The following is a 12,818-nucleotide window of genomic DNA, read 5'->3' as shown; positions in this document are numbered from 1 at the left end:
GTAACGTCAGAACTGCAGGGCCCAGGCGTCGATCCGCCCGGTGTCCAGGTTGGCGTTGTCGCTCACCCGCAGCTTCCAGGTGCCGTTGGCGGGCTCCGCGGAGGCGTTGACCGAGTAGGTGGTGGCGATGTTGTCCGAGCTGCCGCCGGTGCCGTAGCCCTTCAGCGTGTACGCCGTGCCGTCGGGCGCGATCAGCTGGACCTGGAGGTCGCCGATGTAGGTGTGGACGATGTTCACCTCGACGGCGAGGGTCGCGGGCGCGTTGCCGGAGATGCCGGAGACGGTGATCGGGGACTCGACGGTGGCGTTGTCGTTGATCGCGTGGTCAGCGGTGTTCTCGAACCGCGGTCCGGGCGGGGTGGTGGTGCCGCCGCCGACGTACAGCAGCCGGTTGGGCGATCCGGTGCCCGGGTTGGTGACGACGTTCGGGGTGGCGGCGGTCGTCAGCGCGGAGGACACCTGGGCGGGCGTGGCCGTGGGGTTGTCGGCCAGGTAGAGGGCCGCCGCGCCGGCCACGTGCGGGGTCGCCATGGACGTGCCGGAGATGGTGTTGGTGGCGGTGTCGCCGCTGTTCCAGGCGGAGGTGATGGACGAGCCCGGGGCGAACAGGTCGAGGACCGTGCCGTAGTTGGAGTAGCTGGCGCGGGCGTCGGAGGAGGTCGTGGCGCCGACCGTGATCGCCTCGGTGACGCGGGCGGGCGAGCGGGTCGAGGCGTTGGTGTTCTCGTTGCCCGCCGCGACGGCGAAGGTGACCCCGGTGGCGATGGCGTTGCGTACGGCGGTGTCGATCGCGGTGTCGGCGCCGCCGCCGAGGGACATGTTGGCGACGGCCGGCTTGACCGCGTTCCGGGCGACCCAGTCGATGCCGGCGACGACCTGGGCGGTGGTGCCGGAGCCGGAGTTGTTCAGCACCCGGACGCCGACGATCCGCGCCTTCTTGGCGACGCCGTACGCGCTGCCCGCGACGGTGCCGGCGACGTGGGTGCCGTGGCCGTGGCCGTCCTGGGCGACGTTGTCGTTGTCGATGGCGTCGTAGCCGTTGGCGGCGCGGCCGCCGAAGTCGCTGTGGCTGATGCGGACGCCGGTGTCGATGACGTACGCGGTCACGCCCTGCCCGGCGGAGTCGGGGTAGGTGTACGCGTTGTTCAGCGGCAGGGCGCGCTGGTCGACGCGGTCCAGGCCCCAGGAGGGCGGGCTGGGCTGGGTGGCGTCGATGCTCAGGGTGCGGTTCTGCACGACGGAGGCGACGGCCGGGTCGGCGGCGAGCCGCTTCGCCTCGGTCTCGGAGGCCTCGATCGCGTAGCCGTTGAGCGCCTTGGTGTAGGTGCGCTCGATGACCGCGCCGTACTTCTTCGCGAGGGCGCGGCCCTCGGCGGAGCCGGAGCGGGCCCGGTCGGCCTTGAGGGTCACGATGTAGCTGCCGGCGACGGCGTTCGCCGCGTCCTCGTACTGGATGCGGCCTTCGGCGGCGGCGGGCGGCGCGGAGACGAGGCCCGCGGCGACGGCCGCGGTGCTCGCGAGGGCGAGGGCGGCCAGTCTTCGCCGGGTGGTGCCGTGGGGAGTACGCATCACTGCCATCTGAGGGGTCCTCCTCATCGGTGGTGCGTGGGTGGGGTCACGCGCCGAATGGCAGGATCATGTCAACCCGGTCGCCACACGGTCGCGTCAGCCGAAAGATTGAGGCCTCCACAGGAATTGCACAAGGGCTCTGCACAGATGGAACGGCGGCGCCTCAGATGTCGCGTGAGCCGCCGCCACCTCCGCCGGAGGCGGAACGCGCCTCCGGCGAAGGCGGGCCGGGAGCCCTCGTTCCCTCGTCAGGCGTCGAAGCCGGTGTCCCGGGTGCGCTTCTCCCAGGCCGTCACCTCGCCGCGCACCCGGTCCAGGTGGTCGAGGACGGCGGTGACCGCGTCGTCGCCGAGCGGCAGGTGCAGCGGAGTCCGCTCGGCCTCCAGGGCGGCGCGGATCAGGGCCGCCGCCTTCGCCGGGTCACCGGCCTGGCTGCCGTCGCCGTTCGCCACGAACCCACGGGTCTGGGTGACCTTCGGGTACACCCCGCTGTCCGGGCTGAAGCCGGCCCGGTTGCCCTCGAACAGCGAGGTGCGGAAGGCCCCCGGCTCCACGATGACCACCTTGATGCCGAACTCCGCCACCTCGTCGGCGAGCGCCTCCGACAGGCCCTCCAGCGCGAACTTCGTCCCGCTGTACGCGCCGAACCCGGCGAACGACAGCTGCCCGCCCACGCTGCTCATCTGCACGATCGCGCCCGAGCGCCGCTCCCGCATGTGCGGCAGCACCGCCCGGACGAGCGCCGCGGGCCCGAAGACGTGCAGGTCGAACAGGGCCCGCAGCTCCTCGTCGGTGGTCTCCTCCACGGCACCCACGTGCGTGCGGCCCGCGTTGTTGACCAGGACGTCGATCCGCCCGTGCCGGGCCACCACGTCCCGCACGGCGCCTTCCGCGGCGGCCGTGTCGGTGACGTCCAGGCGCAGCGCCTCCATCTGGTCGGGATGCGCGGCCACCAGATCGTCCAGCGCCTCCGTGCGCCGCGCGGCCCCCACCACCACGTCCCCGGCGGCCAGCGCCGCCTCGGCGATCGCCCGCCCGAAACCGCTGCTCGCGCCCGTGACCAGCCAGACCTTGCTCATGTGTCCGCTCCTCTTACGACTGTTGTGACGCGAACAAGCCTGCGGGGAAACGATGTTGTCCGTCCAAGATCTCCGGTGATAACCGTGAGGCATGACAACGGACGTGCACAGCAAGGGACTTCGCGCCTTCGTCACCGTCGCCGAGGAACTGCACTTCACCCGCGCGGCCGACCTGCTGTACGTGTCGCAGCCGGCCCTCAGCAAGCAGATCCGCTCCCTGGAGCGCGAGCTGGGCGTGGAGCTGTTCCGGCGCGACCGGCACAGCGTGGCGCTCACCGAGGCGGGCGAGGCACTGCTGCCGCACGCCCGGCGGGCACTGCAGGCCTGGGAGGAGGGGGCCGGCGCGGTCGCGCGGGTCCGGGCCGCCCGGCGGACCACCCTCGTGGTCGGCATGAGCACCAGCCCCGGCCGGGGCGGGCTGCTCCCCGCGATCCGCTCCCGCTTCTCCGCCGCGCACCCCGAGGCCACCGTACGCCTGCGCCAGGTGAGCTGGGAGGACCCGACCGCGGGCCTCGCGAACGGCGACGCCGACGTCGCCTTCGTCTGGCTGCCGCTGCCCGGAGCCGGCCGCTACGCCTGGACCGTCGTCGCCGAGGAACCCCGCCTGGTCGCCCTGCCCGAGACGCATCCCCTCGCCGCCCGCCCCGAGGTGGACTTCGCCGACCTGCTCGACGAGCCCTTCCTCGCCCTGCCGCCGAGCGCCGGCGTCCTGCGCGACCACTGGCTCGCCCTGGACGCCCGGGGCGGCCGTCCCCCGCGCGTCGGCGCGGAGATCGCCGGCACCGAGGAGACGTACGAGGCACTCGTCGGCGGCCTCGGCGTGTGCCTGGTGGCGGAGGGCAACGCCCCGCTGCTCACCCTCGGCGGGGTCGTCACCCGCCCGGTCCGCGGCATCGGCCCGACCCGCTACGCCCTGGCCTGGCGGCGCGCGGACGGCGGGCGGGCGCTGGTGCGGGGGTACGCGGAGGCGTGCCGGCGGGTGCGGGACTCGGGAGCGCGTCACCGGGGAGTTCGCGGTGCCGCGTCCGGCCGGTGAACGAGTGCGGGCGACTCCCCCTCTTCCCCCCTGTGTACTTCCCGAGAATCATCCGGTTCGTCCGTCGCGCCACGGACCGGCGCCGCCGCCCCGGGGCGGCGCGCTCCCGTGTGGCCGCTGCCGGTGCTGTGGACCCTCGCCCTGGGCCTGTGGGGGCTGTCGCGGCAGGGCAGCGTATGGCGGGACGAGGCCGCGACCTGGCAGGTGGCCCGGCGGTCCACCGCCGAGATCTGCCACCTGCTGGAGAACGTGGACGTGGTGCACGGCTGCTACTACCTGCTGATGCACCTGCTGTTCTCGTGCTTCGGCGCGGGCACGACGACGCTGCGGCTGCCCTCGGTGCTGGCCATGGCCGTGGCGGCGGGGTGCCTGGCGGTCACCGGCCGGCGCCTGGCGGGCGCACGGGCGGGCACGGCGGCCGGACTGGCGCTCGGACTGCTCCCGGCGGTCCAGTTCCACCTCCAGGAGGGCCGCCCGTACGCCCTGGTGGCCGCCGGGGCGGGCGTGTGCACCCTCCTGCTGGTGACGGCGCTGCGCCGGCCGGTCCGCGCCCGGCACTGGCTCGCCTACGGCTGCGCTCTCGCCCTCGCGGGCCTGCTGAACTGGCTCGCGCTGCTGATCGTCCCCGCCCATCTGGCGACGCTGCTGCTGAGCCGCGCCGGACGCGGGGTCCGTATCCGCTGGACGGCCGCCGCCGCGACGGCGACGCTCTGCGTGCTGCCCCTGGTCCTCTTCAGCCGGACCCAGTCCCGGCAGGTGTCCTGGATACCGCCGCTGACCTGGCACACGCTGGTCGGACCCGCGGTCCTGCTGGCGATCGCGGGCGCCTGCGCCCTCGTGGCCCGGCCGCGCACGGCGCGCGTGACCCCGGTGACCGTCGGGCTGCCGCTGCTGGTGGTCCCTCACCTGGGCCTGGCCGGACTCTCCCTGGTCCAGCCGCTGTTCGTGGACCGGTACATCCTGTACAGCCTGCTGGGCCTGGCCCTCCTCGTCGGTGCCGCCGTGGACACGGCGGCCCGCGCCCTCACCCGCCGGAACCCGGCCGCGGCACGCCGCCTCCTGCCTGTGGTGCTCGCCCTCGCGACGATCGCCCTGCTGCCGCAGTCCCTCGCGAAGCGCTCCCCGGAGAGCCGGGTGGACGACGTCATGGCCATAGCCGCGGACGTACGCCGCGTGAAGCAGCCCGGCGACGCGGTCCTGTTCCTCCCGGCGGCCCGCCGCGACACCCAATCCGTCTCCCCCGGCTCCTTCAGCGGCCTGCGCGACGTCGCGCTGCGCCGGACCCCCGAGGAATCCGGCACCCTGAAGGGGGTCGAGGCCGGCCCGGAGCGGATACGGGCCGCCCTGCTCGGCCACCGCCGCGTCCTGCTGGTCACGGACGCCGCCGCGGTGGCGAGACCGGTGACGGCCGAGCGGGAACGGGTGAAGTCGTCCGTGCTGAGCACGTACTTCCGGCCGGTGTACGACGAGGAGACCAGGGGCCGGAGACTGACCGTGTACGAACGCCTGGAGCGCCGGCCCGTCCCCGGCCCGGTGGGGATCAGAGCGCGGTGAACGCCATGATCAGCACGTCCCGGTACCCCGGCGCCTCGTCGTCCTCGGGACGCACCGCCGTGACCGCGTGCAGGGTGCGGCGGTCGTCGCCGAGCAGGATGTCGCCGGGCTCGGAGAGGGTCGTGGTGAGCAGGAGCCGGCCGTCTTCCGTGGAGACGGAGCTCTCCCCGCCGGTCACGTTGCGCCGGCCGACCAGCAGCGACGTGATGAAGGTGACGCCGTCCTTGTGCCGGCCCTCCGGAGTCGGCTCACCGGCCTCGTCCCTCGTCGCGACGGTGCGGACGGGAGTCACCTTGATGTTCCACTTCCTGGTGCCCTCGACTCCGCTGAAGATCGCGGCCAGGTTCGTCAGCACGCCGCGCAGGACGGGTCCGCTCACGAACTCCTCGGTGAGCGGCTCGTAATACCGGTCCACCCCGCCGTGCAGTTTGTTGACATCGGCTTCCTGGCGGTACGGGCCGTGCGGAAGCCGAACGAGGTCGCCGGAGTCCATGTCGAGGTCGAACTGGCCGTATCTGCGGTAGCGGTAGGTGCCGCCGTCGGCCATGTAGGGGTCGCGCCGAAGGGCCTCCCAGTGCGCGGAGAAACGGGCCCACTCGTCGGGCGAGACGCCCGTCAGCGCCGAGAAGGCGTCGTGCCGGACGAGGTGGGCGCCGGAATCGGCCAGGTCTTCGGTCGCGGTGAGCGCGGTGAGCGCGGTGTCACCGGCCGGCTCTGCGGTGATCATCGGGTCACTCTCCCCAGTCCTCTTCGACCTCGGGCGCGAGCGCGATCACCACGGGGTCGAGCGCCACGATCTCCAGCTCGATACGGCAGCCCACACACTCGAGGATCTCGTTGAGCCGCACCGTTTCGCCGATCTCCACCGACTCCTCGCACTTCGGGCAGGCGGGTGCAATGGCCGTGGTCATGTGATGTTCTCCTTCCGGTCGGTCAGCCATGCCTTTTCTGACGGAGGACATCGGGGAATGCCCTTCAGGAGAGCACCGGAATTCCCTTCGAGTGACCCACCTGGTTGACGCACCGTCGTGGGTCAGAAACTAGCCCGGCCACCCGGGTTGTTCGTCCGCGTCGCAACTACCCCGCGCGTGCGGCTCACCGGCCGGATCACCTGCCGGGTAATCACGCCGACTAGGCTGGGAGGGGCCTTCGCACCGTCGGACCGGTCATGGCGCCGCAGGCCGACGGCGCGCGCCGCGGTTCAGTCGTTGCCGTGGTTGTCGCGCGGGTCGGTGACGATCCGGACCGGCGCCTCGGCGGCCGGGACGTGCTGCTGGACCGACACCGACGCCCGGGCGGCGTAGGCGACGGTGAAGCAGCCCGGCAGCGCGCCGAGGACCAGGACCGAGGCGGCGGACAGGGCGATACGACGCATGAGCTGACTCCTTCGTGGGCGCCGGTCAGGGCGGCTCACCGTGCGGTCTCGGGCACGTTCATGGAAGAGAACAGGTCGTCCGCGGCCGAGCGGTGCCGGCGGGCCAGCTCGATCTGCCCCCGGGTCTCGGCGGTGCGGGCGAGGTCCCACAGCGCGCACGCCTCGTCGTAGCGCAGCTCCATGCGGCAGGCGATCTCGTGGGCCAGCAGCTGCTGGGCCCGCGCCAGTTCCAGCTCCCCTTGCGCGTAGCGGACCCGTCCCGCGGTGAGGTGCACGCTGGCGCGGTGGATGTCGTCGGTGCGGCCGGCGGCCCTGGTGAGCGCGTGGTCGGCGGTGAGCGCCGCCTCCTTCAGCTCGCCCATGCGGGTCAGCACGTCGGCCCTGCGGGCCAGGACGAGCGGCAGCACCGAGGGCATGCTGATCCGCTCGCAGCGTTCCAGCGCCGCGTCGGCCCGGTCGAGCGCCTCCTCCAGGCGGCCCAGTCCCTCCATCGCCTGCGAGAGATTGCTCAGCGCGTCCACGGACAGCTGGATCTCCTGGATCGAGTCGAAGACGGCCAGCGCCCGCTCCGCCGACTCCGCCGCCTCGTCGAAGCGCCCCAGGCGCACCTGGATCAGGCTCAGCATGCTGAGCGAGGAGCCGCCGAGCCGGGTGAGCCCCAGCTCCTTGGCACGCCGGCTGACCTCCTGGTTCAGCTCCAGTGCGCGTTCCAGCTCCCCCATGCTGTTGTAGGCCTGGCCCAGGCGGGCCTGGCACGCGGCCTCGCTGTGCTCGTCGGCCATGCGCCGGGACAGTTCCACGGCCTCCTCCAGCCGGGCGATGGCATCGCCCAGCTGCCCGAGGCGCCATTTGCCCATGGCGAGATTCGTCAGGTTCAGCCGGGTGAGCGCCAGGTCCCCGAGCTGTCGCGCCGCGCTCACGCCCTTCTCCAGGGCCTCGTTCGCGCTGGCGTCGTAGGCGCGGACGCTGGAGTGGAAGCCCAGCTCGCGCGGCAGCCGCGCGGCGTGCCACAGCAGGCCCTCGTCGTACGCGGTGTCCACCGCCGCCAGCATGCCGTCGCGGTGCTGGTCGAGCCACTGCAGCGCCTGGTCCTTGTGGTCGAACTCGGTGCGGGCGCCGCTCGCCTCGGCGCCCTCGCCGACGCTGCGCCGGCCGGGGAACAGCGTGTCGCCCGCGTGTTCCGCCATGTGCACGTAGTGATCGAGCAGCCGGCGCACCGCCTGCCCGACCTCCCGGGCCCGCTCGTCCTGCGCGACCCGCTGGACGAAGCTGCGCACCAGGTCGTGCAGGGCGTACACCCCCGGCTCCCTGGCCTCCAGCAGCCGCACGTCGACGAGTTCCTCCAGGACGCCCTCGGCCGTCAGGGCGTCGGTGTCCAGCAGCGCCGCGGCCTCCTCGGTGTCCAGGTAGCGTCCGGGGTGGTGTCCCAGCAGCAGGAACGCGGTGCGCTGGTCGTCGGGCATGGACTGGTACGACAGCAGAAGGGCGCCTGCCACCCCCCGGCCCTCGCTGGTGAGTTCGTCCAGCCGCCGGTTGTGGTCCCGCAGCCGTTCGACGAGCCGCCGGATGGTCCAGTGCGGGCGGTTCGCCAGCCGGGCCGCGGCGATCCTGACCGCCAGCGGCAGGCCCCCGCACAGCTGGAGCAGTTCGCGGGCCGCGTCGGGCTCGTCGCGGACCCGTTCGCTGCCCAGCGTGCTGAGCAGGATCTGGTGGCTGTCGGACTCCGACAGGGCGCCCACGGAGAGCCATTCGGCTCCGTCGAGGCCGGTCAGCCGGGGGCGGCTGGTGATCAGCACGAGACTGTCGGAGGAGGCGGGGATCAGCCCGCGCACCTGCTCGGACGCGGCGGCGTTGTCCAGGAGCAGCAGCATGCGGCGTCCCCGGATGTACGACTGCCATCGCGCGGCGCGGCCGGCCGGCACGGTGGGGATCTCGTCGCTGGGCACGCCGGCGGCGGCGAGCAGGTCGCCCTGGGCGTCGAACGCGCTGAGCGGTGTCTTGCCCGGGGTGAAGCCGTGCAGGTCGATGAAGAGCTTGCCGTCCGGGTAGCGCTCGGCGAGCTGGTGGGCGGCGCGGACGGCCAGCGCGGTCTTGCCGCTGCCGCCCATCCCGTCCAGGGCCAGGACCGTCGGCACCCGCTCCATGGCCCGTTCGGCCGCGTCGCAGATCCACCGCAGTTCGGTGCTGCGGCCCGAGAAGTCGCGGACGTCGAAGGGGAGCGCGTACGGGGCGTCCGCGGGCTCGGGCGGGGCGGGGGACGGGGGGCGCGGGCGTTCCGGCAGGCTGAGCGAGCGGTCCTGGCGCAGGATGCGTTCGTGCAGCTCGGTGAGCTCGACCCCCGGGTCTATGCCGAGTTCGTCGGCGAGGTGTCTGCGGGCGCGGGCGAACTCCTCCAGGGCTGCGGCCTGTTGGCCCGAGCGGTAGAGGGCGAGCATGAGCCGGCTGCGCAGCGTCTCGCGCAGCGGGTGTTCCTCGACGAGGGCGCGCAGCTCGCCGGTGATCCCGGCGGCCTCGCCCGCGGCGATGCACAGGTCGTAGAGCTGCTCGGCCGCGGTGAGCCGCTGCTCCTCCAGGGCGGCCGAGGCGGCGTCGATCACCCGGCCGCCGTCCCCCGACAGCACCGGGCCCCGCCACAGGGCCAGGGCCTCACGGAACCGTGCGGCGGCCCGCTCCGGCTCCCCCGCCTCCAGCGCCGCTCTGGCCTGGCCGAGCAGGTGCTGGTGGCGCAGCAGGTCGAGTTGCCCGGTGTCGACGACGGCGCGGTAGCCGGGCCCGTCGGTGACGATGACGTCCGGGCCGCACGGGATGCGGCCGCGCAGCTTGGCGACCACCTTGCGCACCTGGTGCTCGGCGCTGTCCGGTGGCTCCTCGTTCCAGCCGGCGGCGACCAGACGGGAGACGGGCACGACGCGCCCGGCCTCCAGCAGCAGCATCACCAGCACGCGCCGTTGCAGTGCCCCGCTGACCGGCACGGGCTCCCCGCCGCTGCGGACTTCCAGTGAACCCAGCACGGCGAACTCCGGTCTGGGAGTGATGCCGTCCTGTTCGCGCCTCGACGTCCCAGCCTGCACCCCTTACCCTCCCCCCGGACGGAAGACCCGCTCCCCGCGAGACTAGATCATGGGTGCAGGGCATCACCAGGCATTGCGGAAGGGCCTTGCCGACCGAGGGTTTTCCCTCGGGTGGGGCGGGCGCGGGGGAGGCTGGGAGACACCCCTAGTCCCGGGCGGGGGGCCGCAGGCGCAGGCCGTGCATGCCGTTGTCCACGGCGAGCACGGTGCCCACCGAGGCGGACGACAGGGGGCTGGCCAGGTAGGCGATCGCGCCCGCGACCTCGTCGGCGGTCACCAGGCGCCCGGTCGGCTGGAAGGCGTCGAGGGCGGCCCGGGCGGCCACGGGGTCGGCCGTGTGCCGCAGCGAGCGGTCGATCCACGGGGTGTCGGCGGAGCCGGGGGCGACGCAGTTGACCCGGATGCCCTCGCGGACGTGGTCCGCGGCCATGGCCAGGGTGAGCGCGTAGACCGCGCCCTTGCTCGCCGAGTAGAGCGCTCGCTGCTGCACGCCGGCCCAGGCCACGATCGAGCAGGTGTTGACGATGGCCGCGGCGGGCGAGCGGCGCAGGTGCGGGACGGCGTGCCGGGCGACCCGGACCATCCCGATCACGTTGACGTCCAGTACGCGCGCCCACTCGTCGTCGCTGTTCGCGGTGACGTCCCCGACGGCGCCGATGCCGGCGTTGTTGACCACGACGTCCAGCCTGCCGAACCGCTCGACCACCGTCTCGACGGCGGCCTGCACCTGGGCGTCGTCGGTGACGTCGGCCTGGACGCCGAAGATGTCGTCGGGAAGTCCCTCCGGCTTCAGGTCGAGCGCGGCGACCGTCGCTCCCCTGCCGCTCAGCAGCTTCGCGGTGGCCAGTCCGATTCCTGACGCACCGCCGGTGACGAGCGCGACCAGTCCCGTGAAGTCACTCACTGGTTCTCTCCTGTGCATGTCGGGGTATCCGGCGAGAATTCCCGGTCCGGTAATTCTCCGGGGCCCGAACCTAGCCCGGACTTTCGTTTTCTTCGTCCACGTGCCGATTACGAGAGCCGGGAGCGGATGTGTCGCGCCGGCACAGTTCCCGGAGTGCCGCGCGGGCGATCGTGTCGTTCTGCCGGAAGAACGCGTCATTGCTCCGCGGGGACGGAAAACGGCCGGAGGTCAGCACACTTCCCGCGAACAGGATTCCCGCCCCGAAGCGACGGGGGTGGGGGGTTCCGTCGGCACGCTTCAGGCGGTGCGAGGAATCGGTGTCGATCAGATGCGCGGTGTCGATGACACCGGTGGGATACCGGTCTCCGCCGGGGGCCGAGGAGAACTCCTCCCTGATCTCGTCGCGCCGCAGGAGACTGCGCAGGGACGGGTCGCTCACGCGGGGCAGTGTCCGCTCGGGGAGCCGGGCCTCGATGAGGTACCGGGCGGTGACCGACGCGCTGACATTGCACGAGCGCGCCCGGAACAGCCCCTCGTGAGGGGTGACGGTCATCTCCGCACCGAGGAACCTGACGATGCCGGCGCGGGTCAGGGCGAGCAGTTCCTCCAGCCGCGGTCCGGGCGGTCCGCTGGTGAGAAAGCGGCACAGGTCGAGGAATCGGGGCAGGTCGTGTCTCCAGGAGGCGGGAGTGAGTCTTCGCTCGCCGACGAGTTCGACGAGTGCGGCGAAGGCGGAGCTGAGACCGTGCAGCATCGCGAGGCTCGCGCTGTAGCGGGGATCGCGCCCGCGGCGCACTCCCGCGGCGAGGTGATCGGTCATCCAGCGCTGCAGGGCGTCCAGGTCGGCGAAGTGGCGGCCGGCCAGCGGGTGGGCGGTTTCCGCCAGGTCGATGCGGTCCTCGTCGTACCGCACCGCCTGATCGACCAGCTCCTTGAGCTGCGGTCCCTCCCAGTCGAGGGTGTCGAGGCGGTGCAGGAACTCGGAGGCGTCGATGTTCAGCAGTTCCGGGTGCGAGGCGGCGAGCTCGCGGTAGCCGGCGTGGGTGACTTCGCGGACGATCAGCGGCCAGATGTCCATGGCGAAGTCCAGGGGGCGGTCGCCGAGGGCGGCCAGGGCCGCGGCGTCGAGGTGGCCGCACGGTCGCGGGGGCGGTCCGGTCAGGCTGTAGTGCGTCTTCGACCAGTACGGCACGCCGCGCCGCGAGCCCACGAAGAGGACGGGTTCCGCACCGGACGGCTCGTACCGCAGCTCGCCCGAGTCGTCACGGCGGAACGTGCCGCCGCGTCCGGAGGTCAGCAGCACGGCGGTGTCGATGAAGCACAGTCCGAGCCCGCGCACGATCACCGGTTCGCCGGCGGGTATGCGGTCGTAGTCGTGGTCGGCGCTCGATCCCGAGGGCAGGTAACCCAGGCCGTGGGCGGCCGCGTACTCCGTCAGGCGCATCTCTTCCGCGTCCGGCGCGACATCGGCGTTGCCGTGGGCGAACAGCACGACGTCGGCGTCCACCGGGGGAAGGCCGTCCGCCAGCACGACGCGTTGCCGGCCGCAGGGAAGGTCGCGCACGTCGACGGCCCGGCCCTCGTGTGGCGCGACCCGCACCTGGGGCATGCCGTTGCGCACCGACTGCCAGAAGACCCACGACAGATAGTCGCTCTGCGTCCGGCGCGTGGTGAACCAGCCGTCCCGCATTCTCCTCGCCTCGGCCGGTGTGGAGGGGGCGAGCCGGAATCCCGGGGGCGACGACAGGCGGCCCGCGGCCACCTCCCGGGCCCATTCGCCGAGCGTGGGACCGGAGACGACCGGGCCTTCGCAGGCGACGGTCTCGTCGGTGAACATCGTGCAGTCCTCGGATGTGGTGTTCATCCAGAGCAGCGGGGACTGCCGGGACCGCCAGATGCGACCGCCCCCCGGCGGACAGGGGTCGATGACGTGGACGGTGATCGTCCGGTCCGGCGCGCACGTGGCGGCGTTGGCGACGAGACGTTCGAGAAGTGAGGTGCCCCGTGGGCCGGCACCGATGATGGCCACGGTCGGTGGTCTGGTCATGTTCTCCGCTCCTGTGCCTCGCTCGGGGTCGGGGTCGGATCGTGCGCGTGTTGCTCGCGGGGAGGTGTCGCGCCGGCTTCTCGTCGCGCGTGTACGCGTCTCACGGTGGCCGAAGCGGCCGGGAGCCGCAGTCGACGGGCGTCCACTCCGGTTCCCGGCCGTTTCCGGCACCGTTGTCACCAC

The 12,818-nt window shown here is 72.9% G+C and carries 10 protein-coding genes; 2 read left to right on the top strand and 8 right to left on the bottom strand.

Annotated elements, in window-relative coordinates; translation table 11 throughout:
• Window positions 1-6 precede the first annotated feature (6 nt).
• Entirely contained in the window at window positions 7-1,578 is a 1,572-nt protein-coding gene (locus G7Z13_RS22910; protein WP_166002113.1) for a S8 family peptidase, read from the bottom strand.
• Window positions 1,579-1,817: 239 nt separating this feature from the next.
• Window positions 1,818-2,648, bottom strand: coding sequence for an oxidoreductase (locus G7Z13_RS22905; protein ID WP_166002112.1), 831 nt, complete (start codon window positions 2,646-2,648; stop codon window positions 1,818-1,820).
• Between the two features lie 91 nt (window positions 2,649-2,739).
• On the opposite strand from G7Z13_RS22905, the gene G7Z13_RS22900 reads away from it, so the two are divergent.
• The gene (locus tag G7Z13_RS22900) at window positions 2,740-3,684 is read left to right on the top strand and encodes a LysR family transcriptional regulator (protein ID WP_166002111.1); all 945 of its coding nucleotides are present in this window, start codon (window positions 2,740-2,742) and stop codon (window positions 3,682-3,684) included.
• A gap of 108 nt (window positions 3,685-3,792) precedes the next feature.
• Window positions 3,793-5,238 (top strand): glycosyltransferase family 39 protein, encoded by a 1,446-nt coding sequence (locus tag G7Z13_RS22895; RefSeq protein WP_240926322.1) that lies wholly within the window; start codon window positions 3,793-3,795, stop codon window positions 5,236-5,238.
• Here G7Z13_RS22895 and G7Z13_RS22890 read toward each other — a convergent pair.
• The 6 genes from G7Z13_RS22890 to G7Z13_RS22865 all read right to left on the bottom strand — a co-directional run bounded on the left by G7Z13_RS22890 (window position 5,225) and on the right by G7Z13_RS22865 (window position 12,635).
• Complete coding sequence (locus G7Z13_RS22890; RefSeq protein ID WP_166002110.1) at window positions 5,225-5,965, bottom strand: 2OG-Fe dioxygenase family protein; 741 nt, start codon at window positions 5,963-5,965, stop codon at window positions 5,225-5,227. The genes G7Z13_RS22895 and G7Z13_RS22890 overlap by 14 nt on opposite strands.
• A 4-nt stretch (window positions 5,966-5,969) precedes the next feature.
• Window positions 5,970-6,149: a lysine biosynthesis protein LysW gene (locus G7Z13_RS22885; protein ID WP_166002109.1), complete on the bottom strand. Its 180-nt coding sequence runs from the start codon at window positions 6,147-6,149 to the stop codon at window positions 5,970-5,972.
• 290 nt (window positions 6,150-6,439) lie between these two features.
• The gene (locus G7Z13_RS22880; RefSeq protein WP_166002108.1) at window positions 6,440-6,613 is read right to left on the bottom strand and encodes a hypothetical protein; all 174 of its coding nucleotides are present in this window, start codon (window positions 6,611-6,613) and stop codon (window positions 6,440-6,442) included.
• Window positions 6,614-6,648: 35 nt separating this feature from the next.
• Entirely contained in the window at window positions 6,649-9,624 is a 2,976-nt protein-coding gene (locus G7Z13_RS22875; protein WP_240926321.1) for a BTAD domain-containing putative transcriptional regulator, read from the bottom strand.
• Window positions 9,625-9,829: 205 nt separating this feature from the next.
• Window positions 9,830-10,588: an SDR family oxidoreductase gene (locus G7Z13_RS22870; protein ID WP_166002107.1), complete on the bottom strand. Its 759-nt coding sequence runs from the start codon at window positions 10,586-10,588 to the stop codon at window positions 9,830-9,832.
• 70 nt (window positions 10,589-10,658) lie between these two features.
• The gene (locus tag G7Z13_RS22865; protein WP_166002106.1) at window positions 10,659-12,635 is read right to left on the bottom strand and encodes an FAD/NAD(P)-binding protein; all 1,977 of its coding nucleotides are present in this window, start codon (window positions 12,633-12,635) and stop codon (window positions 10,659-10,661) included.
• Window positions 12,636-12,818 lie beyond the last annotated feature (183 nt).

Origin of the sequence: Streptomyces sp. JB150, assembly GCF_011193355.1 — a bacterium.
Taxonomy (GTDB): Bacteria; Actinomycetota; Actinomycetes; order Streptomycetales; family Streptomycetaceae; genus Streptomyces.
Note: the sequence above shows the minus strand (reverse complement) of the source record. Positions and strands in the feature narration are given on the sequence as shown.